Here is a 22649-nt window from a genome sequence, read left to right as displayed (position 1 = left end):
TAAGGAATATTACTGTTAAATTTCAATTTTTTGTGAAATAAAATGCAATTATAATACAATACGGTTGTAAATTAGCGTGAAAACCAAACCAATAATCATCACAATATGAATACTGAAAATTTTAGTACCCTTGAACTCCTTCGCAAGCAGTTCAGGTATCCGTTCCCTACATTAAAAAATCCCAATGCCGAACAATTACAGCAGATTACTGAAAATCAATGGATCGATGGAGAATATCTATGGCTGTATAAGCAAAACCCTGATCTTCGGAAAAAGTACAAAAGGACCAAAACAGCCCATATTGCTGCCCAATGGTTTCCAACAGCATCACCCGAACGGTTTAAACCAATCTGCAGACTAATGCTATGGACCCTGTACAATGATGATCTGTATGAAGAAAGTGAACCTGAAGATATCGGATTTATACATGCTCAATCAATTGCAATACTGAGGGGCGAGATAAATGCTGAGGATTCGGCAATACCCTTAGGCCCTATGCTGGCTTCATTAAGAGCAGAGTTATTGGAATTTATTCCGCAGGAATCAGTGACCCGTTTCACCCAAATGATCAGCAGGTATTTTATAGGATTAGAAACTGAATTAAGATACAAGAAAAATAAAGTTTATCCCAGTGTGAGCGAATGTATTGCTTTGCGTGAAAATTCCATCTGCCTTTATCCTTTTCTACAGCTTACAGAGTTGGAAACAGGAATCGTACTCCCACAAGAGATTCACGACCATCCCGTGATCATTCGTTTACAAACACTGGCATGCCACCTGGTTACTTTTTTCAATGAAGTACAATCTGTATTGAAAGATGAAGCAACCGACAGTATTTATTACAATATTGTAAAGGTGATTCAGCATGAACGGCAGATGTCCCTGAAGGAGGCCTGTCTTGAGGATTTGCGTCTTCACAATGAAGACTTGAAAGAATTTGTAGAATTACAGGCTTCTCTTCCTGATTTTGGAATATGGCAGGATGCAGTGGTCAACTGGGTTCATTATATGAGCATGGTACTTAGTGGATGGAAAAATGTATCTACAAAACTGGATCGCTACAATGCCATGGAATTTCCGGAAGCGAGCGAGCTAAAAGAAAAGTTGAACCAGATGCGATAGTGCTCTAAGCAAGAATATTTTTAATCTAAAATATATAATAATGAAACAATTAGATATCCCCGTTTTACAATATTCCTGATCTTATAAAGTTGCACCGTTTGCAGAATCATTATATGAAGAACAGAACGATTGGATCGATAAAGACTAATTGTTTTATGTCCAAAACAACAAGAATTACATACAAAATTTAAACCCGAAAAACTTGTATGAAAAACATCATTCACATTCCAAAGCCTACTTATCCCTGGCCAACAGTTCAGAGCCTGATCAGTGAGACTTTTTATGAAGAAGAAAGCAGCTGGTATGATACTGATTATGATTTCATGAGCCCGGAATCTATAAAAAGATATAAAAAGCAAAGAATTGTTCAGGTAGGAGCTTTTATGTCCCCTACCACAACCGACCGGGATATTTTCCGCCCCATTGGCAGATTTGCAGTTTATGTAACTACTTTTGATGATTATGTTGAGCTCATGCCACTGGAAGAATTGAAAGTTTTCAGAGACCGGATTTTTGAAGTCATGACCGGGGAAGATCCCCGCCCAGAAGAAAAGGGTATACTCCGCCAGATGGCAGCAGCAAGAAAAGAATGGCTGGCCAACGGAATGCCTCAGTTCTGGATCGACCGGATTTCTACCAATTTTCACCGTTTCATTACGTATGGTATTATGGAGGAAACCCCTTTTAAGTTCAACAAAACTTATCCATCACTTGCCCGCTACCTTATGATCCGCGCCTATTCCATAGGTATGGTAACGTATGGCGACCTGATAGAACCAGCTACAGGCTTTGCGTTACCCGTAGACATCTATAACCATCCTGTTATTCAGCGTCTGGTAATGCTCCTTTCCAATATTATTGCCATTCAGAATGATTATGCCTCAATAAGAAAGGAAATGACTATAGAATCGGAAAGATTCAATATCATATTTATCTTACAAAATGAGCATAACATATCATTTGAAGAAGCTTGTATAGAAGGGCTTAGAATACACGATGAATTTGTAAAGGAAATGGAGTCTTTATCTGTATGTCTACCCGATTTCTACCCTTATCAGAAAGAAGTAGAGAATTATGTCTATCATATGAAACTGATGGTAACTGGCTGCAATTCCTGGTACTATGAAGGAGGAACACAGAGATACAGTCCGAATGGTTTTGCAGTAACCCCTGACGGGCAAGACCCAATACCTTTGAATTTTGAGGTAAAACATATCTCCAGGGAATAGAAATGCTATTAAATTTCTTGGAACAAATAATTATAACAAACCATATACTATATCTAAATTACATATGGAATTTCCAAATACAGCAGAATTAAAAGAAAAACTAAACCAAATATAATATCATTAATTAATTTTCAATACCAAATAAGAGATAGAAGAACTTAAAATCCCGATTCCTAAATATCCTTGGCCATATATTCCAAGTCCTCTAACGTTTACTTTTGATGAGATAGAAAAGCAATGGATAAAAGAAGACTATGCTTATATGGGATCTGAGAGCGTGAAAAGATATATCAATCAAAATATAATAAAGGTGGCACCTTACATGTCAGCCACAACTACCAATGCAGATCTTCTGATACCAATCTGCCGATTTCTATTGTATGAAACCTACTTTGCTGATTATGTGGAAATTATGCCATTGGAAGAAGTTGCAACTCTTAGGGACCGTGCTTTTGAGGTAATGACGGGTGATAGTGCCCGCCCAGACGAAATCGGGATGTTCAGGCAGATGGAAATTGCCAGAAAGGAATGGATTGCTAATGGTATGCCTCAATTCTGGATTGAAAGAATGGCAAAAGGTTTCTGGGAGTTTATTACTTATGGCATCATGGAAGAAACACATTTTAAACTTACCCAAACCTACCCCACATTAGCCCGTTATCTATTAATTAGAAGTCATTCAATAGGTCAGTTAGCTTATGGTAATATGATTATCCGGCACTTGGGTCCGCACTCCCGGAACATATTCACAAGCATCCGGCAATTCAAAGGGCAGCATCTGCAATAGCAGGATTATTTTCACTGAAAGAATTATAGCAGTAAGTTTAATATACTTAAAACAGAGGTTTTATACCGTTGTGAAAAGTACGGTTCGGCTATATGTAGAGATCAACACCCAGAAAACTTTAGGCACTTGGGGATTTCCGGGGTACTATAATTCTTTAAGATGCTCAAAGTCTGAACGGAGGGATAAAACACCTTCAGACCCTATAGCTATGGAGATTTAACACCTGAAATGTTTATCAAAAAACAGTTCAATTGTAGTTATTATTTAAATATTTAAACGCCGAAATTCGAACTGTTCAATAGACTATGGAAAATTCCATCTTGGGAAAAAGGTTTACTCAGACATGTTTATATAAAAGATGACGTGATTTTAAGCGCCCCAACATAATTCCTACGCTCACGTCATAGAATTATTTTAACGATTAATCCGAATCATATATCCGTCAATTGCATATTTGCCCCCGCCTTCAACTACCAAAGCTAATGCAATTCCTATAGCCATTAAATCAAACTGACAACCCTCCCCCTGCTGTGTTCCCATCCAATTCATAAAAAATCCATATTGTAAATGGGTCGTAAACATAATTCCAAGCATCAGACCGATATAGGCTATAGCCCAAAACCTAGTCGCAAAACCAAAGATCAAACATATAGCTCCAATAAATTCGGTCATAATGACCAAGAATGCTACTATTGCCGGAAGATGCATCTGTTCTGTAAAGATTTTCATCATCTGGCTGAAGCCTGCTCCACCAAACCACCCTACTGTTTTTTGCATGCCGTGCGGAAAAAATATAATACCTAAGGTCAATCTTAAAATAAGTCCTGTTAATGTATTCTGTGTTCTAAAAAATAAATTGTTCATAATTTTAACGATATATTTATTATTGCTGTTTTTCTATTGGAATGATTATTTTCATTGACTTCTCAATTAGTTTGATTGAAATAGAGAGAAGAATAACTAATTAATGACATTGGCTGCTACAAATACACCATAATTTGCTTTAGTATTTCTCGCAGGACCATATGCATCCCAGTTGGCACCTAAGCCAAATCGAAATTCTTTAGAGCTAATCCCCACGCGCAGCATGAGATAGCTCCGGGCATGATCTCCACTGTTGATGGTGGCACAATATAATCCCTGAGCCCGGGTGTATAAATTCCAAAACTCATTTAGTTTTGGCTTGTATTCTACCAAAGCAAAACCTTCCCAATTGCTATTATTAGCTAAATCAATCCTTGGCATCAATGTAATTAAAAACTCCTTAGAAGAATATGAGTACATTAGTGCGGTATTGGGACGTAGGCCCGAACTGGGGGTGTAATGGGTGCCAGCCAGCACACTGAAGCCTTTTGCAAAATGATATGTGAGATGGATTTGATTCATCATATCTTTGGAATTAGTTTCGCTCCAGCGCGAAGAAAAATTGGTTACACTGAATATACCTAATTTTGGGAAAGACCGAAAGGACTTATTAACGGTCATTTGGGATGCATAGCCATTATTCCCTGCCAAAACTTCAACAACAACTGGTGGATTTTTAAATTCCGGACTGGGAGGTTCTTGGGCCTTGAGGTAGTTTGAAAGAAGTAATACACATGCTATTAAAAGAGGACTTTTCATGATTTTATCTGTTCTTAAATATTGACAATACAAAGTTCTGTATTGGAACAATGAAATATTAGAACAGATAAATCATTAATCAGGACAAACCAATCATATTACGATATTCTGAAGGAGTATAATGTGCATGCTTTCTAAAAAAGCGGGAAAAATATGAAATATCTTCAAATCCCAGTGAGTAGGCTACTTCAGAGATTGCATATTGGGGCACTGATAATAATGCCTTTGCTTCCATTAACAGTGCTTCATTTATTAGTTCAGAAGCCGTTTTACCGGTTGTAATTTTTACGCACTTATTTAGGTGATTGGGAGACACATGCAGTAGCTCCGCATATACTTGTACGACGTGGGTCTCTTGAATATTTGACGTAATTAGCTTTCGGAACCGCTGTGTAATGGTTTCTCTTGGTGAAAAGATAGGAATTGGTAATGTTTTTATAAAATGGACAAGCTCCCCTATGAAGGTATTTAAATACAATTTTAACAAATATTGATTGTCATCCGACCCATATAAATTCATTGTATGTTTTAAAAGTATTTCGATTCTCTTAGAATGTTCATCGTCCAATTCGAATGAATGGATATTCAATAATTCCGATAAGTGATAAATTTCCTGAACTCTTTTCAATCCACTTCCTTCAGTAATAAAATCATCCGAAAAGTGACAATAATACCCCTCTATATCCTTCGAGCTATATAGGAGGGTTCTGATTTTATATGCCGGCAAAAGCATGCAGGTACCAGATGTAAGTGTAAAAATATCCGAACATACCATTTTACCTAATTTACCTTGACTTATGAAAACAAAATCATTTACTGTCTTGCGATGTGGTAGGGATAGCATAATTGTTTTTTCATCTAACACAGAAAGCGGTTCAATGAAAAAATCACTGAAGATCTTTCTTGTATTTGGACGCTCCACATTGATAATTGCCTTGAAATTATCTGGCTGATATTCAGGTACGCGATTCATTTTCTACCAACTGACCTATTTGGTGATTTCATAACTTTAATACTGTCCTCACAATATTACAACAAATAATGAAATTAGGTAGCGCATTGATTGAATCTACTTCGGTTTATTTTTAAGATATTCCCTTAACCAGCTCACAACCGATTTATGGCTACCGGCATTATCTCCGAGGCACAAGACAAATCAAAAAATCCGTTTGGTCTGGTCTACGGAGATGCAATTACTCAAAATATCAAAGGAAAAGTAAACATACATCCTGTAAAATATAAACTAAACGGTATAGACATAGCCGCAAATGTGTATACGCCAGCAAATTATGACCCTGCAAAAAAATATCCGGCAGTTGTTGTAGCACACCCAAATGGTGGGATCAAGGAGTAAACTGCAGGACTATACGCACAAAGATTAGCAGAGGCTGGCTACATTACGATCGCAGCAGATGCTTCATATCAGGGTGCCAGTGGCGGCGAACCCAGACATACCGACAAACCACAGTTCAGAACGGAGGATATCCATGGGATGGCAGATTATATTTCCGGTTATGCAGGTGTAGACCCTGCCCGTCTGGGTACACTTGGGACGCCTTCGAAATCTAACCAGATTCCGGAAATTCTAAATTCTGCCATTTTTATAATTTTGATTTGTTCTTGTTCATCATTTTACTCTACATAGAAAGAATTCATTTCACCATTGGTACGGGAATACACAAAAATCATTTTCTGACGATCATCCTTAATGAAATAGTATCCACTGGTCCTAAAAATTTCATACCTCGTGGTATCCTCTTTCTTTAATATTGGTTGCTGCTGACCACTGAGCGTAATGTCTTTTCTAGGCTTAAGCTTCATGGTCTGCTCGGCATCCTTCCTTGCACGTACTTCCGCATAAAGAAACGCAATTATAATTGCCGCGACAACGCCAAGATTTTTTGGTCCCTTGAAATATAGATAACAGGCTGCAGCCGCAAAAACAAGGAATATGATAGCCGGCAATAATTCAAATTTGTAAGCAGACAGCAGCACCCAAAATCCACATAGCCCTAAGATGACAGTGATTATAACAGCAGCATTTGTTATACCCTTGATTGTTTTTGTATTAGTCTGCTCCTCTCCTTGCTGATCATCAAGCTGAACAGTTTTCTTTTTGAGGATGTCGGGAACTAAAATCCACAGGAATAGTGACAGTAAGGACCCGACATAGATAATCGGCATTGCGTTCTGATATAGAATCGTAAAGGAGTCTTTTACTTCGAAATATTCAAAATAATCGAATTTAAATCTATTCAGGTATTCCCAAATGTAAAATAGTCCGAGTAAGGTTGCAATAAAGGTTAAGCTCGCAATTTCAAGTAATGGCTTGCCAGCGATCGGTTTGTAAGTACTGTTCAAGTCATTGTCAACCTTACGAATTTTATCTCTTAGATTTTCTGAAATCATAATATGGTTTAAATTTTTATTTATTTGTAAGGCAAATATCAGATTTGGGTACGCAATCTATTAACGCAGTTTATTTTAGTATACAAAACAATTGTTGGTTATGATTTATCTTAAGTTATACCAATCAATATGAAGACCTAACTGAAAAAATCGAAAGCATTCACAGGCTTGCCGTCTTTTCGCCGAAATTCGATCCACCTATTCTCACTCCCACGTAAAATGATTATATGATGGGTTATTCTTATTCCTATTCATGATGAATTATTTTTCAATGCATCGATAATAAGCAGAATTATAAAATTTTGTAATTGGCATTTCATTCCGGCAATATCTTAAAAATGCAGCATTTTATAATAAGGGAAACCATAAGAGATTGCAGAAAATTATAATTTGGTCTAGGTCACGTCTTGAATTTCAGCACACAACGGACCTATGTTAGTCGATATTATTTTGAATGTCTTCTTCATTGATTCGGAAATGGACCTAGGAAAAAGATTATCTTGTTTTGACTTTTGATATTCGGAAGTTTAGAAAAGGGCTTAAATGGCTTAACGAAATAAGAAAAGATGTGCGCAATTGTAATCGGTATTTATGTAAGTCATAACATTTCTATACTGTCGCAGTGACCTTTTGACTATTATAATACATCTATTCTGGCCCTTATACAATTCAGAAGTACGCTTCTTCCTTTCTTCAGCAGATAAAGTGGGATTCACCCCCTTCACCCCAACCCATTTAGTATTGTTTTTCAGATATTTATAAAATTTACTGCAATTTATAACAATAAATTCGAAACTGGTTTTCTATGCCTCATTTGATTTTAAAAAAGGGTTCGAGGGTTCGAATCCCTTCCTCTCTTATAACATCTTATTTAAACCTTTATCTAAGAGTATTTCAACAAATTATTTGTAAATTCTAATAAAAAATATTGATTCATTATCATCATCCTCCGAAAGATTATCATCCAGACAAATAGCTTGCCAATCACCATTTTCATTATAGAAATTCAATTCGCAATATTCTTGGCAACAGACTTCTAAATCAAATATATCTGTCATGGTAATAACTGTTAAAGGAAATAAAATCCCTTCATTTATTTCCCAAGCTAAATCAATCCAATTAACATTTTTTTTGGATCGATCTCTAAACTTTTGGAACTGAATACGCATCTGCTTCTTTATTTCTTCATAATTCTTATTTGGTACAATATATGCTCTTCCTGCTTTTTCAAAATTATTCTTTATACACAGTTCTAATTCATTAGACATCTTAGAAAAAAATTCATGTTTACTGATATTTTCATCATAGATTTCACTCCATATATCTACCTCCGTTAGAACTTCTATATCAAAATATCTTTTATCTCTAATAATCTTTTTAAGAAAAGTAACCAATCCTACATAAGTATTCATTTCATAAATTCCTTCATTAGTATGAAAATGCAGTAAATAATCAATAATTTCAACTCTATAGTCTTTCTGCTGCAGACCTGTATACCTTTCAAATGCATATATATACTTATCATATTCATTTAATCCAAATTCATTAGCATAAATATTAAAGATATTCTTGGAGACACCTTCAACTCCTGAGTTTTTTAGTAATTGTAAACTTTCTTCTTTTAAAATACTCAAAATTTCCTCTTTACCTAATTTTCGCAAATCATGATACCTACTGAAAAGATATTCTTTAAAATTTTTTAAAGTAAAAAAATAAGGGTCTGAATTACTTACTTTTTTACCATTATAATTCCAAATCTTGGGATCAACCTTATATTTCATATCAAAGCTTACTTCAAGATTTTCATCACTAATCTGACAGTAAAAATTTTCATCACTATCCAAATTTAAATTATACGTAACAACCATAATCAATCACCAGTAAATGTTAAACAAATAATTACACACAGTTAAATAAGAGAGAATTTAAAATTTATATCTTCTTAAATTTGAACTAACTTATTCCGTTTATCTTTCAGTTATTTCCATCAGGTAACGTGTTTCCTTGTTTTTCTTTAAATATCCTAATTAACAACAACAACTTGTATTATAGTATTTATACCCCCTATGTAAATGCACTAAATTAAATTACATTCATATTTAAAAACAATATAAACAACTATTAATCAATAAATTAAAAAAAGTCAATTTATATTTGTATCCAAATATTAACAATGGAAATATCATTATTAACAAAAGAAGATTTACAGGAATTTAAAATCCAACTATTACTTGATATAGAAAGAATATTTGATGAAAAACTACAACCTACTAGATCTACGCCTAAGGATATAGATCCAGAATGGATAAGAAGTAAGTCTGTACGAGCTTTTATGAATATTTCTCCAGCTACACTCCAAAATCTTAGGGTAACAGGAAAGGTCAAATTTAAAAAAGTCTTAGGATCGTATTATTACAATTTAGATGATCTAAAAAAATTGTTTGAAAATGAAAAAGGATAATACAATTAATTGGCTCAATTATTTAATTCAAATTACAGCAGATGAAAGACTCACTGTATGGCATATTGCATTATTGCTTGCAATCATCAAAATTGCTTATATTCAAAATGATAAAGAAATTATATTCGTTAGTAGAAGCAAACTGATGTTTCAATCACATATCAAAACAACTCCTACCTATCATAAGTATTTTAAGGAACTTCAAGATTTTGGTTATATAAAATATAATCCATCCTATCATCCAGCTTACAAAAGCATTATTGTTTTTTTAAACTTCAAAATTATCTATTAAGACATTTAAAATTCGATCAATACAAACGCTTTCTGAAATGCCGCCTGATGTACTTCAGCAGCTGATTGGTAAAAATGGAAATGAACTGTGGAAAAAAGGACACGGAATTGATGATACTCCTGTGGTTCCCTATTCGGAAAGAAAATCCATCTCTACCGAAGATACTTTTGCCCAGGACAGCATCGATATTCAGGGAATCAGAAGTATTCTTTCCGGAATGGTTGAAAAGCTCTGTTATCAGCTCAGGGCAGAGAAATGGCTGGTTTCTGTAGTAGTCGTCAAATTCAGATACTCCAATTTTGACACGGAAACCAAACAATACAGGATTCCTTATACCTCAGCCGATCACACCTTGCTCAGGTATGTTTTGGAGTTATTCAAAAAAGTGTATACCAGATGTATGAGGATAAGACTGGTCGGCGTAAAGTTTACCAGACTGGTTCACGGATGCCATCAAATGGATCTCTTTGAAGATACTGAAGAGTTGATTTCCCTATATCAGACAATGGATACAATCAAGAACAGGTTTGGAGCCTCCAGTGTAGGAAGAGCCTCAGGTTTATTAAAATAATTACAAGATGTTTCTGAACTGTCATTCTTATCACAGCCTTCGGTATGGAACTATTTCTATTAAAGAACTGGTTGAGCAGGCCGGACATTTTAATATTAAAACCCTGGCTCTTACGGATATCAATACCATTACCGGGATCTATGATTTCTACAAGCTTTGCCAGAATCACAATATCAAACCGATCGTCGGAGTGGAAATACGGGTTCAGGATGAACTGTATTATATCTGCCTGGCCAAAAATCAAAAAGTATCGGAGAGATCAACAGGCTTTTAACGGCTTATAACTGTGAAGGCATTGAAATCCCTAAAGCAAATCCTGATTTTACAGATACTTTTGTTATCTATCCACTGGACAGAATTCATGTGGGGCTTTCTGAACAAAACACCTAAATAACAACTTAGAAAACCAGTATTTAATGAATAAAAATTCATAAATAAACTAAAAAGCTCTTTACAATAAGGGACTAATAGAAATTAAAATAGTAAAAGAACTATTGCAATTACATTGTATCTTCTTTTTTTAATTGCCCTATAAAATAAGAAGGAGTCATTCCGGTTTCTTTTTTAAAAATAACCGTAAAAATTTCTCTGGATGTGAATCCACATTTTTCTGCTAAATAACTGATCTTATACTCTCTATATGTAGGGTTTTTATAAAGTTTATTAGTGATATAGCCAATTCTTAAACCATTAATATAATTATTGTAGCTTTTTCCTTTATGTTGTTTTATAATTTCAGATAAATATCTGGGGTTTGTATTCAGCTCACTAGCAAGAAATGTAAGGGTAAAGTCTTTTCTTATAAATTTCTGTGAATTTTCAATTTTATTCAGTTTTAACAGAATATTATTTAGAGTATCATTTTTAATAATAAGTCCTGATGTTTTTTCATTGGGATAAGTGCCTCCGTCCTTTTCTATGACCAGAACTTCAGCTGATATCTTCTTTTCTTGAGCAGATTCTGATTTTTTTAAGTTTTCAATGATCTTCTCATACTTTAGATGTAAGGTATGGTTTCTTTTTTTCAAATAGATCCACCCTCCGGACATTGAAAGCACAAGTAAACCAGCACCCGTTATCATCATTCTATTCATCAAGCTACGGTTATCATTCTCTTTTTCAGACAAAATATGCTTCACAGGAATATTGATCGTTTTCTTTTCTGCATTTATAATACTATCATTCAATTTTGTAAATTTCTCCATGTATTCGGAAGACTTTCCTTTATTTCCTTTCTCTACATGGGATTTGAACATAACTTCATATATATCTCTCCGTATATATGGGAAACTGAACTGTTGTTCCATGACAGCAGCTTCCTTAGCATACTGTATCGCTTTGTCGTAGTTTTTCTGATCAAAATACAGCCATGAAAATTCATTTAAAACCAATACCTCTGTTTGTATATTTATTAAGTAATTCTTATTTCTGCAAATTTCTAAAGCTTTGGTAAAATACTCTTCCGCTTGTTTAGGGTTTCCTTTTGCGACACTGGTCATCCCAAGATTCATGTAAGCTCTTGAAATTAAGTAATACTTTCTGTTTAGATTTTTTTTATCAGAGGTTATTTTTAATGCTTCATTTAAACTTCTTTGTTGATAAAAAACTACAGAGTCTATAGGTGTGTTAATATGGGCCATATAGGTCCCTATCCCAGTATAAATAAGAGATCTAAAATAAAACCTGGAATCAGAAGATTTAATTTTTTCAGATATTTCTAAAGCTTTATTAAAATTTTTAAAGCTTTCTTCATTGAAACCCAATTCAGTATATGCAGAGGCTCTGAGTCTAAAGGTATTTGATAAATTTTCCATATCTTCTATGCTGTTTGATAGGAGTTCTGCTTCTTTGCTAAGTTCAATTACTTTCTTGAAATTTCCCACATCAAAATACTTTGTCAGTTGAATCATAATACTACTAAGCATCCCTTTTTTATAATCAATTTTTTTAGCTGAATTATAGCATTCTATTGAAAGCTCGATCGTTTTTTTAGGATTTGTATGACTTAGTTCCTTTAGCGCATTAATTTTTTTGTCCACATCCTTTTCAGATAAAGATTGCGAATAGATACCTATAAAAAAGAAACACAATATGAAGAAGATAAATTTTTTCATAGTTACTAATTTCATAACATACAAGATAAACATTAATTTAAAAATATTAGTTTAAATTTTTTGTTACATTTTCGGAAGTTATCACACAACAAAATACAATTGACATTCCATATTGCAAAGAGATAAAATCCCAAAACTTCATTTTGATTCATACAATTTCTGAATAGAAATAAATCGAATACCGAGATTATTTTTGTTATAATCTAATGTAAAAAAAGAACCATAGATGTTGGTAATACAATTGCTGCATTGGGAGATTCTCATCTCAAAATCAACACTTTTGGCCCAAGTATCATAACACTGGAAAAAATCATTTCTCATATTGATGAAGGTCTTTGAAATTATAATAATTCCTAATTTCCTTTATACTTTATTTATTTCACGCTATGTTAATCAAAATCTCAATTAAAATTCAATAGAAGCTTATTGTGCTTAGGTTTGTTTTTTAATTGTTAAATATGGGATACCTTGCTTATTTTATTATTGGCAAACTACTCAATCCTAAAACTATAACTTCTAAAACCATATAGAAATTAAACTATATGTGTTATTTAAAACATTCAATATTTCAGCAAAAAGAATGCTATTGTTCAACATTTAGTCTATCATTTGTATTCTTCTCTGTATCCGTTATACTTATTCAGCCATTTGTAAAGGGTTGTTTTGGGTATCCGGTATTTACTGATTACCTCTTCCCGGGTCATTTCACCTTTATTGATTTTATTGATAATAAATTCTATAATTTCTTTTGTATAAATATTTTTACGAAACTGAAGTTCTTGAATCTCATCCTTTCTTTTGGTTCCTGTCTGGCTATATCCATTAGCAGCCGGAGGAGCATATAAAACCAAATGTTGGGAATACAATCTGAAAAAATCATACTGTAATAGCTGAGACCATTTGATTAAAATATCCGTAGCTACAGTATCTGAACCATACATTTCCTCAATATCCTTAGCCTTACAATTAAAAAAGCTGCACAAACGCTCTCTTTCTATATGATTTTCTTTTACACTGTTCTCAAGTAATTGCCCAATTTTAATTTGTTTTAAATCCATCATAAGTTCATTTATTTTTATCATTTGTCCATTGATTCGATTGGTTAAACATTTTATTATTTTATATCTAAAATGTATATCATTGTATTAATCTAAAGTACAACAATATGACTTTAGATTAATACAGAAAAAAGAACCTGGTGATAAATTCTGAATACATCACGATAAGTGATTAAAGTCTTTTTTTCAGACTCCATCAATTAATCATAATAACATATATTATTATTTATCAAAACATTAGAATTCAATCCAATGAAATACCATCCTGTACAGACTTATCATTTAAACTGCTGATAAAGTATGAAGGAGTAATTCCTGTGTCTTTTTTGAAAGTAACAGCAAAAACTTCTCTTGATGAAAATCCACATTCATCAGCCAGATAGCTTATTTTATACTCTCTATAAATACGATCTTCAATAAGTTTCGTTTTAATATAGGCTATTCTTAAACCATTAATATAGCTACTGTAACTCTTCTTTTTATGCTGCTTTATAATAGCCGAGAGATATCGCGTATTGGTATCAAGATCGCTGGCCAGAGAGCTGAGACTTATGTCTTTTTTTATAAATTTTTGAGATTTTTCGAATTTAGCAAGCTTATCCAATATCAATCTGGTTGTATAGTCAGGTATATTTATGTTTTTTTCATTGGGAACTTCCAAAGGTTCATTTTGCCCTGCTACACTATTTCCTGTGTTTACAATATCAGACGGTTTATATAACTTTTTCCATACAACGATACAGATTATAAGAATAATAGCAAGAGTAATCCAGATTACAATATTATCCTGTTTCCTTCCCGTACTCCCCTCTTGCTTTCCGATTATAGATTTCCCCCTATTGATACCCGCTACATTCTTCTCTACATTTACAAGACTGTCATTGAGCTGAATGTAAAGATTGGTGTATTTTCTTGCGAGTGCTTTCTTTTTTAATGATGAATATGTTTTAAAGGCAATTTCAAAAACGTCTCTGCGAACATAAGGCATACCTGCTTTTTTTTCTTCTCTTTCTGCCTGATCTGCATAGTGTGCAGCTTTATCATAGTTTTTCTGGTCATAATAAGTCCATGCTAATTCATTGAGTATACTTACTTCAAGGTCTTTATGAATATGATACTTTTCATCCTGACAAATCCCCAACGCTTTTGACAATTTATTGATAGCTTCTTTAGTATTTCCTAAAGCTATATTCATCATTCCCAAATTCATATAAGCAACAGCCAAAGTATGGTATTTTTTATCCTGAAAATCTTTATTGTCATCAATACTCATAGCGCTTTCTAGGCATTCATTCTGATAATACATTACCGAATCAATGGATGCATTCACATGAGAGAAATAGGTTACAAATCCTTTGTATACAAGAGCTTTCATGTAATTTTTATCATTTTGAGATTCTAGCTTATCTGCAGTCTTAAGGGCCCTTTTTAATTCTTGAAAGCTTTCATAATTAGCATTCAGCTCAAGATAAACAGATGCTTTAAGTCTATGAGAATTAACAAGTATTGTATCATTTTTACCAGCCAATTTTTCAATCTCATCACATATTTCAATTGCTTTTTTAAAGTTTCCAATCTCGCAATATTTATTAATAAGCAAGCTGTTAATTGTAAGTATTCCTTTTTTGTACCCTCTATTCCTCGCGATCCGATATATATCCGTAGAGATAGCAATTATTTTATGGGGATTATTATCAGGAAGGTTTTGAATCTTTTTAATTTCTTCTTCAATTTGGGATTCATTTAATGATTTTAAGCTTGTAAAAGAGAGTATACAAAACAAAAAAATCAAATGTTTTTTTTCTATCATTAGTCGTGTTTGTGTTAACAAATTAAATCATAACCTATTGATCTACACAAAAGAACAATGTGAGTTTTTCATAATTCAACTCGTATTCAATGAAGGTTAAATCTTTAGTATTCAAATAATTAAATACAATATTATTTCTAATGGATTGCTTTATTTTTCTTAAGAATATTTTCCAAAAAAAAGAGGACATATTCATAAATCATCTTGTGTTAAATTTTCTATAACAGAGGTAAACACGTAGGTTTGCAAATCTGTTAATCGCAGGCAGGTTGAACACCGAACTAAAAAACAACATAAAATGAACAAAAAATTATTGACTGCTTTTGCTGTCTCATCATGCATTTCACTTTACGCTCAATCCAATAGTGTAGGTGTCAGCACTCCCACTCCCACCGAAACTTTAGACATTAACGGTACAGAAAGAATAAGAGAGCTTCCGGTAGACGGAACTTCAAATGTGATCTATACTAAACCGGATGGAACAAGGTCTATTAATAAAGACCAGTCTTTCAAAGCTCTTAAAACTCTTGTAGCTGATGCTAATGGTGTACTAGGTTCCGTAAACTGGATGCCTGCACAGCCTTCCCAAGTTATTAGCGGAGCCGACGGTCTGGATGCCGTAACAACCACCAGAACAATATCTGCTGTAAATGGAGTGCTAGCTACAACTCCAGTTTTAGCAACAAAAACCTTTACGCTGTTAAAAAAATCAATGGTTACATTTTCTTATAATATTTCTGTTTCCGATATAGTAAAAGCCAATGGAGACGATCTTTTTGATGGGATTTCAAAAAAAGTGGGTGCTAAACTGATTTTAAACTCAAAGGATATTATCGATTCCGGAATTCCTTTTACCAACAGTGGGCAGAAATATGCCTTTGGTCTTTTTTACCTGAACGGAAACAGAAGCATTATATTAAACGAAGGTACCTATACTGTTAATCTGGTTGGTTACCTATTTTCCCACACTGAGGACTCTAATGGAATAAGGGCAACCTTTGGAGCTACTTCTACAGATCAGTTTGATATTATTGCAATACCTGTTCAATAATTTATCCTGGCTAATCGAAAATTATATTTCTATAGAAAACAAAACACACTATAACATTCATTATTAACATTTTAAAAATCATTTACGATGAAAAAAACATTATTCGCAGGATTATTACTTGCAACATTAGGAACTGCAAACATCAGTGCAAAAACACACAGTGCTAAAGATACTGAAACAGCACAATGCTATAGACAAGTATGCACTTTAATTACAGTAAAAGAAGGAAAATGTGACGTTACTTATAAAGTAACTAAAACTTATTTCCTTTGCTTTGTTGTTTGCGAAAAAAGAACTGAAGTAAAAAGAGACTGTTCCGGAGGTGAAAATGGCAAATTTACAAAGTAATTTTTAAATAATAATTTTGTACTAGAAAGGAGACTCAAAAGGTCTCCTTTCATGTATAAAAAGGTTATTTATTTAACAATATTTTTTGAATATCAATCTATATTATCTATGACCGGAACATTTTTTTCCATTTTGTGATCGTATTTCTACTCAGTTTAAAATGATTGGCAAGTTGCACGTTATTCAGGTTATTATTTTTCTGATAATCCAATATTTCAAAGATGTCATTGGCACTATAGGATCTGTGTCTTTGATTAAAGGTTTCTATTGATTTATCTACTTTTCCAAAAATTTTCTGATTCAGCTGCAGCATATCTAAGAATGATAAAATTGGTTTTTCAAGTATATTTTTAAATTCATCTATTCTTTCCGGATATTCATCAGAAAGGATATCGTGATATATCCTTTTATAATCAGGTTTTAATTGTTGTATTTTTTTACCCATTTGTATAGTGTTGTTTTAGGTATTCCATAATCATTTATAGCTTCACTACAGGTTTTTTCTCCTTTATTGATCTTTTCAAGGATAAAATCTCTCATCTCCTTAGTATAAATGTTCTTCCGGAATTGAGGTAATTGAGTGTTTACATTTTTATTTTGTTCTTTTTTAAACGGACAATAAAGTATTAAATGCTGGGAATAAATTCTGAAGAAATCATACTCTAATAACTTACTCCAACGCAATAATGTATTGGTATCCAAGTTTTCCTCATTATACATGCTGATAACCTCTTCTTCAGAATATTTGAGAAAACTACAGATGCGAGACATATCTATTCCACTCTGCGCAACTATTTCTTTAATCAATGCCCCAATATTTATGTTTTTTAAATTCAAATCAAGTGTTTTTTAAGTATTGTTATAAATAGCATTCCTACATCTGGAAAAATGACCACAGCATTTGATTTTTTCAGAACCGTGGTCATATCAAATCAATATAATTTGCTGAATAAATATTCTTTGCTATTTTCAGCTTTTAGAATACGCTTACAAATCAATTTGTCTTTTGCTTTCCGCAAGGATATTAATTGAATTAATGAGGAATTTAAAGCTATCATTAAGCTCTCCACTGGCCGCTGCGTTAGTTGTTTGCTGTGCATAAAACGGAAACCGGTAATGGGAAACAATTTTAAATTGAACATCCGTATTGGCTGGTATATCTACCCCGCCAGCCAATGTTATTCTTAAAGGAACCCCTTTAATATATCGATTATTGCACGTGATTCCTGAGTGTGACCACGTAGCTCCGCTATCTGTAGAATAAATTACTTCATAGAACACCATGGGACCACCCTGGTCATAACCATCCACATCACTACCGTTTTGATAGAGACGATCTTTTTTTCCGGAATAAGATAATGCACCACCATGATTCTCCCAGTCCGCAGTTAATGAACCCGAATTTAGCCATTCTCTGTTATAATTTGAATTCAATGCAGCAGCAGTAGTATATCCATAATTGGGAGTAGCAACTGATAAAGTTCCATTAAGATAAGTAGGGATAACATGTCCAAAAATAAAAGCATGAATGAATACTTTCTGATTAAAGTTAACCCTTAGATTAAAATCTGTGTTGGGAATAGCTGCATATCCGGACATTTTGGTGTTTCCATTGGGTAGTTCACTACAGTTGGTTGCTGCACTACCTGAGGCTACCAAAGGAATTGTTTTGCTGCCGCTGTGCATACATCCTGTAAGACTGGTTGTAGTGGCATTATATGCAGCATTGGGCTTACCTCCGAAAGGCGGTAAAATAGTATAAACTCCAGCCTGCAAATCATTATAATCCGTTACGTTCCACTTTTTGTAAAGTACATCTGATATCGTAGCTTTTGCAATATTAAGCTTCTTTACCTTTCCTTCTGCATCAATTATTAAAGGCCGACTTCCTGGAGTAGGCTCATTCTTAAAGGGGAAGTTTGTGATCTTTAAAGGAAGAGCTCCAGTTTTAGGGTCAATTTCTAACCCGAAATTTGTTGACGGATTGCTATTCATCCTACTCGGATCGTTTGACATTAACACCTGAGCTCCTAATGTTGAACACACAGCTGATATTAACACAGCCATAGGTATATTGATTTTTTTTAATAGTTTCATTTCAGTGTTTTTTAAAAATTAATTAAGGTTTTGCCCATCCTGATAAAGACATCAACATTAATCTAGGCGTCCAGGAATGGTTTCCTGAATTAAAATTACTATAAGAATAAGTATTAAGATCTCTGGGAGCATTATTCATCAGTTTATATTTTAGAGTAAGGACATGTTCTCCTGGTGCAGAGACCATAACAGCTCCCGACAGATAAGTTTGCCAATCCAGGGATTTGAATACCTTATCTGTAACAACAATCCCCGTTGCAATACCATCCAGAAAAACTTCCGCTGTTACAAACTGAAAATTTCGTATTAAAACAAAATCGCTTGCTGTTAATCTCCCATCTCTTTCCTGTTCATTGGTATTGGGATCTACTCCTAAAGGGATATCCAGAGCAGAAAGGGAATAAACAAAAGGAACGTTTTTATTGGGGGTAGCAGTTGTAAATACAATCTTACTTACGTTATCTATATTTATATCCTGAAGAGTTCCATTGATATTTTCTTTATAACTAACCGAAGGAAAGTCCTGATAAACTGAAGTGGGAGAGTTAAGTAGCTTGGCAGGCCTCTGCACACCAGATGTGCCATAATCTATCCCATTAATACCATTTGAAAACCAAGAAATTGTAGACACCTGCTGGTTAGCAGTTTTAAATCCCTGAGAGGCATAAACATGACCTTCAGGATCTATATAAAGCTGAGCAACAGAGGAACCCGCAGTACGGGGAACATCGTCCAGCTTCAAAATGTTTGTATCAGGTGTATTTTTTTTTACCTCCAGTATTTCCTGAGGATTTGTAACTCCTATTCCTATCTGAGCAAAAGCAGCAGAACCAAAAGAAAGCAGTACTATTGAAATATTTTTTTTCATAATTTATTTTTTCATTGTATTTTATTCATGATATATTCCTAAGCTATAAGACCATGCATGGGTGTCAGCACGCATCCCATCCCATCCCATCTCTACATTGGGAGCTCCAGTCCCCAACCAATTCTCATCTGAACAATCCATCCTTTCCATTTGAACAATAGTATAATAGCCAGGATCTACATTTCTGATAACACCAGATATGAAATAATTCCCAGAATGCACTCTGGGCATAGTAGTATTATATGTTTTAAGTGAGATATAAGGTTCATTAGATGATGCTGTATTTACGAGAGTACCCGTACTTGCATTATAGCTGGGACTGCTAAGCTTCACCAGACCTAATGATTTTGCACGACAAGTCTGTAAACCAGTTCGTGATGCTGCCGGAGACTCTCTGATAGCCTCATCTGAAAGTGTACTGGTTACAAATACATCCACAGGAGAATCACCCTCTATTATGAATATTTCCGACCATTGTCCCTGCCAACTCTGTACAGGAGCTCCCCTGCTGTCTGAAAATGAATTTAGATTATTGATTGTTATATTAAAGTTTTCTGAAACACTGGAAATGGTAGCTCCTGAAGTATTCTGATAAGGTAAAATCCATCTCCCACTATTGGTTTCCAATCCTGTGTTTATTCCCTGCGAACCATAACCACTATAACCTACCCCATCTGCGTACCACCATCCAAAATGCGGATTAAGTTTATTCGTGCCTGTAACATTTCCATTGGTAATTGAAGTTTTGGGATCATCATATAAATGATTACCATAAGTTCTGTATCCTAGAGAAAGCTTGGTTGCAATAACTTTAGAATCTTGATTCACTCCAAGAACATTATAAGATTCTCCTTCTGCAAAGGAAACTTCTTCAAGATCATTCAGTTTCATAATATAAGATGCATCTGTTTTACCGGGCCCCATTATTTCCAACATTACTGTAGGATCCGGTGATGCTGTATTAATACCGACTTGGGCATAATTACAAAGGGAAAAAAAAGTTACCCCTAAAGCATAATAGTTTCTTTTCATTAGTGCATAAATTTTAATTTGTATACGATTTCTTTGAAAAATGTGTCATAATCCCTCGTGAGAGGGCTGGGAAAATAATATTCCCAGCTATATATTAAGACATTTGTGTTTTGTTTCAGAAAATACAATTATCTCTGATTTTCTAGATGAGTGCAATATTAAATAAAAAGATCATTCAATGCTAATAAGGTTCTTTTCATATCTACGTTCAAACCTACTCACTTATACTCAAAATTCATAAAACACTAAATATCAACAAGTATTAAAAATAGTTTATGATATATAAATTCAGATCAGCTTCTGAAGGAAGACCAATTTTTTTACGGATTCTATGTTTTTTGCTTTCTACGGCACGGATAGTCGCATTCGTTGCAATGGCAATTTCCTTTGCGGTCAGGTTCAGTTTTAACAAAGCACATATTTCCAGTTCTGATGAAATGAGATTTGGGCAGACTTCTAAAATCTTTTCAAAAAACTCGGGAAATTCAGATTTAAAATAGGTAATAAAAAGTGAGTTTTTACTCATCGCTAATTCATATAATTCATTGGAAGAGCTTATCTTGTCTGTTTTCTTTATAAAATCATTAAGCTTTTCCTTTTCTATATAATATTTTATGATCATTTTTTCTTTCCTATGTATGATGTACATCCCAACAAAAGTACAAAAGGAAATCTCCATGGCCTTATAAACCCTTATATACCAAAGCTTTACAGGAGATAGATTTTGATGAAGAGGTGAAAATATAGAATAGTCTGTAATGATATTGGTTAAAAAAAATATGATATAGGTGGCTACCAATATAAAAATAATATACTTATCCTTATCATAATCAAAAAAAAATGCAACTGCTATGGTAAGAGAGATATATGACAAATAATTCATAGCTCCGTTTCCGCTTATTATATCGCAATAAAAAATAATCAATCCCAAAAACGAGAAAAGAAGCATTAAAAGATACCGGTTAAACCTTATCTTATCTGGCCACAACAATGTGCACAACATAAAAAGAGCCATTCCGAAGAATATACCACTATACACTGGCTGATCTAAAAAGAAAAAATTCAGAATGACATTGCAGGAAAGAATAAATACAAGGACAAGAGTATAAATATCAAAATAAAGACTTTTCTCATATTCAATCTCATCAGTGGCCAATTGTCTTTTCTCTTTTATATAATTTAACATAATAATTTATAAAAATCTAAAAATAAGATAATTATTCACCGAAATATCACTCAATTACTTAGTGTAGTTCAAACTAACAAGGACACAACCACAACACAATAAATACCAACAACTTACGCTATATTACTAGTTGTAATAATTTCCGAAAACAACAGGTTTTCTGATCAAAAATCACAATTTTAATTGAGATTAAAGACTTTTAAACAACTGTATTAAGATAAAGTATAAAATTTTTCTTAAAAAGCAATTTACCTTCGTGTTATTATTTTAAGCTTCTGTTTTAGATACTTAAAATTTGTTTCGTCCTTCTTTCAATAGTTTTTAATATAAATTTCAATAACATTCTCAGAAATTATACCGTGGGAAGTTCGAAAGCCATTCACATTACAGTTGATCCCTATAACTGAACAAACATTATATTTAATCCGCCCCATGTTTGATATAAATGTCTTTGGTGGGCTGGCACTGGCGCCAGGATTTATCAAAAAATGGATAGCTTATCAAGTCTTGAAACATTTTCAAAACAATGGGTTAATCGGCTGTGTAAAAATGTCTCTATCAATAAAAATCCAACGAATAAACAGAACAATC

At 33.6% G+C, this 22649-nt stretch carries 23 protein-coding genes and 1 pseudogene; 10 read left to right on the top strand and 14 right to left on the bottom strand.

Annotated features, from left to right (window positions below):
* Positions 1 to 105 precede the first annotated feature (105 nt).
* The 3 genes from J2T03_RS20445 to J2T03_RS20435 all read left to right on the top strand — a co-directional run bounded on the left by J2T03_RS20445 (position 106) and on the right by J2T03_RS20435 (position 3138).
* Positions 106 to 1122 (top strand): terpene synthase family protein, encoded by a 1017-nt coding sequence (locus tag J2T03_RS20445; RefSeq protein ID WP_307221359.1) that lies wholly within the window; start codon positions 106 to 108, stop codon positions 1120 to 1122.
* Positions 1123 to 1328: 206 nt separating this feature from the next.
* A complete protein-coding gene (locus J2T03_RS20440) occupies positions 1329 to 2351 on the top strand; it encodes a terpene synthase family protein (protein ID WP_306846638.1) in 1023 nt (340 codons plus the stop codon).
* A gap of 322 nt (positions 2352 to 2673) precedes the next feature.
* Positions 2674 to 3138 (top strand): hypothetical protein, encoded by a 465-nt coding sequence (locus J2T03_RS20435; RefSeq protein WP_307221358.1) that lies wholly within the window; start codon positions 2674 to 2676, stop codon positions 3136 to 3138.
* Between the two features lie 414 nt (positions 3139 to 3552).
* Here the strand turns inward: J2T03_RS20435 and J2T03_RS20430 are convergent, their stop codons facing one another.
* The 3 genes from J2T03_RS20430 to J2T03_RS20420 all read right to left on the bottom strand — a co-directional run bounded on the left by J2T03_RS20430 (position 3553) and on the right by J2T03_RS20420 (position 5734).
* Positions 3553 to 4002 carry a DoxX family protein gene (locus J2T03_RS20430; RefSeq protein ID WP_307221357.1) on the bottom strand — a complete coding sequence of 150 codons (450 nt, stop codon included), beginning with the start codon at positions 4000 to 4002 and terminating at the stop codon, positions 3553 to 3555.
* A 96-nt stretch (positions 4003 to 4098) separates the two neighbouring features.
* Complete coding sequence (locus tag J2T03_RS20425; RefSeq protein WP_307221355.1) at positions 4099 to 4761, bottom strand: hypothetical protein; 663 nt, start codon at positions 4759 to 4761, stop codon at positions 4099 to 4101.
* A 79-nt stretch (positions 4762 to 4840) separates the two neighbouring features.
* Positions 4841 to 5734, bottom strand: coding sequence for a helix-turn-helix domain-containing protein (locus J2T03_RS20420; protein WP_307221352.1), 894 nt, complete (start codon positions 5732 to 5734; stop codon positions 4841 to 4843).
* 147 nt (positions 5735 to 5881) lie between these two features.
* On the opposite strand from J2T03_RS20420, the gene J2T03_RS20415 reads away from it, so the two are divergent.
* Positions 5882 to 6115, top strand: coding sequence for a hypothetical protein (locus tag J2T03_RS20415; protein ID WP_306846647.1), 234 nt, complete (start codon positions 5882 to 5884; stop codon positions 6113 to 6115).
* A 278-nt stretch (positions 6116 to 6393) separates the two neighbouring features.
* Here J2T03_RS20415 and J2T03_RS20410 read toward each other — a convergent pair whose 3' ends face one another.
* Both J2T03_RS20410 and J2T03_RS20405 read right to left on the bottom strand, forming a co-directional pair.
* Positions 6394 to 7122 (bottom strand): hypothetical protein, encoded by a 729-nt coding sequence (locus J2T03_RS20410; RefSeq protein WP_307221350.1) that lies wholly within the window; start codon positions 7120 to 7122, stop codon positions 6394 to 6396.
* A 950-nt stretch (positions 7123 to 8072) separates the two neighbouring features.
* Positions 8073 to 9038 (bottom strand): hypothetical protein, encoded by a 966-nt coding sequence (locus J2T03_RS20405; RefSeq protein WP_307221347.1) that lies wholly within the window; start codon positions 9036 to 9038, stop codon positions 8073 to 8075.
* A 305-nt stretch (positions 9039 to 9343) separates the two neighbouring features.
* On the opposite strand from J2T03_RS20405, the gene J2T03_RS20400 reads away from it, so the two are divergent.
* From J2T03_RS20400 to J2T03_RS20385, 4 genes and pseudogenes are all read left to right on the top strand, one after another.
* Positions 9344 to 9631: a DNA-binding protein gene (locus J2T03_RS20400; RefSeq protein ID WP_306846653.1), complete on the top strand. Its 288-nt coding sequence runs from the start codon at positions 9344 to 9346 to the stop codon at positions 9629 to 9631.
* A complete protein-coding gene (locus tag J2T03_RS20395) occupies positions 9618 to 9923 on the top strand; it encodes a hypothetical protein (RefSeq protein ID WP_306846655.1) in 306 nt (101 codons plus the stop codon). Before J2T03_RS20400 ends, J2T03_RS20395 begins: the two co-directional genes overlap by 14 nt.
* A 10-nt stretch (positions 9924 to 9933) precedes the next feature.
* A pseudogene (locus J2T03_RS20390) lies at positions 9934 to 10494 on the top strand (DNA polymerase Y family protein); the annotation flags it as partial.
* A 7-nt stretch (positions 10495 to 10501) separates the two neighbouring features.
* A complete protein-coding gene (locus tag J2T03_RS20385; protein ID WP_306846657.1) occupies positions 10502 to 10768 on the top strand; it encodes a PHP domain-containing protein in 267 nt (88 codons plus the stop codon).
* Between the two features lie 226 nt (positions 10769 to 10994).
* Here J2T03_RS20385 and J2T03_RS20380 read toward each other — a convergent pair whose 3' ends face one another.
* The 3 genes from J2T03_RS20380 to J2T03_RS20370 all read right to left on the bottom strand — a co-directional run bounded on the left by J2T03_RS20380 (position 10995) and on the right by J2T03_RS20370 (position 15497).
* Positions 10995 to 12608 (bottom strand): tetratricopeptide repeat protein, encoded by a 1614-nt coding sequence (locus J2T03_RS20380; RefSeq protein WP_306846659.1) that lies wholly within the window; start codon positions 12606 to 12608, stop codon positions 10995 to 10997.
* A 605-nt stretch (positions 12609 to 13213) separates the two neighbouring features.
* A complete protein-coding gene (locus J2T03_RS20375; protein ID WP_306846661.1) occupies positions 13214 to 13669 on the bottom strand; it encodes a transposase in 456 nt (151 codons plus the stop codon).
* Positions 13670 to 13910: 241 nt separating this feature from the next.
* Complete coding sequence (locus J2T03_RS20370) at positions 13911 to 15497, bottom strand: tetratricopeptide repeat protein (protein WP_307221345.1); 1587 nt, start codon at positions 15495 to 15497, stop codon at positions 13911 to 13913.
* Between the two features lie 277 nt (positions 15498 to 15774).
* On the opposite strand from J2T03_RS20370, the gene J2T03_RS20365 reads away from it, so the two are divergent.
* Together J2T03_RS20365 and J2T03_RS20360 are read left to right on the top strand one after the other, a co-directional pair.
* On the top strand, positions 15775 to 16527 hold the full coding sequence (locus tag J2T03_RS20365) for a hypothetical protein (protein ID WP_306846664.1): 753 nt from the start codon (positions 15775 to 15777) through the stop codon (positions 16525 to 16527).
* A gap of 87 nt (positions 16528 to 16614) precedes the next feature.
* The gene (locus tag J2T03_RS20360) at positions 16615 to 16875 is read left to right on the top strand and encodes a hypothetical protein (RefSeq protein WP_306846666.1); all 261 of its coding nucleotides are present in this window, start codon (positions 16615 to 16617) and stop codon (positions 16873 to 16875) included.
* Between the two features lie 106 nt (positions 16876 to 16981).
* Here the strand turns inward: J2T03_RS20360 and J2T03_RS20355 are convergent, their stop codons facing one another.
* The 6 genes from J2T03_RS20355 to J2T03_RS20330 all read right to left on the bottom strand — a co-directional run bounded on the left by J2T03_RS20355 (position 16982) and on the right by J2T03_RS20330 (position 22058).
* Entirely contained in the window at positions 16982 to 17320 is a 339-nt protein-coding gene (locus J2T03_RS20355; protein ID WP_306846669.1) for a helix-turn-helix domain-containing protein, read from the bottom strand.
* Positions 17296 to 17712, bottom strand: coding sequence for a transposase (locus tag J2T03_RS20350; RefSeq protein WP_306846671.1), 417 nt, complete (start codon positions 17710 to 17712; stop codon positions 17296 to 17298). The genes J2T03_RS20355 and J2T03_RS20350 overlap by 25 nt, the downstream gene beginning before the upstream one ends.
* A 150-nt stretch (positions 17713 to 17862) precedes the next feature.
* The gene (locus J2T03_RS20345) at positions 17863 to 18972 is read right to left on the bottom strand and encodes a hypothetical protein (RefSeq protein ID WP_306846672.1); all 1110 of its coding nucleotides are present in this window, start codon (positions 18970 to 18972) and stop codon (positions 17863 to 17865) included.
* Positions 18973 to 18994: 22 nt separating this feature from the next.
* A complete protein-coding gene (locus J2T03_RS20340; protein WP_306846674.1) occupies positions 18995 to 19840 on the bottom strand; it encodes a hypothetical protein in 846 nt (281 codons plus the stop codon).
* Between the two features lie 21 nt (positions 19841 to 19861).
* Positions 19862 to 20872 (bottom strand): hypothetical protein, encoded by a 1011-nt coding sequence (locus J2T03_RS20335; RefSeq protein ID WP_306846676.1) that lies wholly within the window; start codon positions 20870 to 20872, stop codon positions 19862 to 19864.
* A gap of 262 nt (positions 20873 to 21134) precedes the next feature.
* Positions 21135 to 22058, bottom strand: coding sequence for a helix-turn-helix transcriptional regulator (locus J2T03_RS20330; protein ID WP_306846678.1), 924 nt, complete (start codon positions 22056 to 22058; stop codon positions 21135 to 21137).
* Positions 22059 to 22649 lie beyond the last annotated feature (591 nt).

Origin of the sequence: Chryseobacterium lathyri (assembly GCF_030812195.1) — a bacterium.
Lineage (GTDB): Bacteria > Bacteroidota > Bacteroidia > Flavobacteriales > Weeksellaceae > Chryseobacterium > Chryseobacterium lathyri_A.
This window is presented reverse-complemented; position numbering and strand designations above follow the sequence as displayed.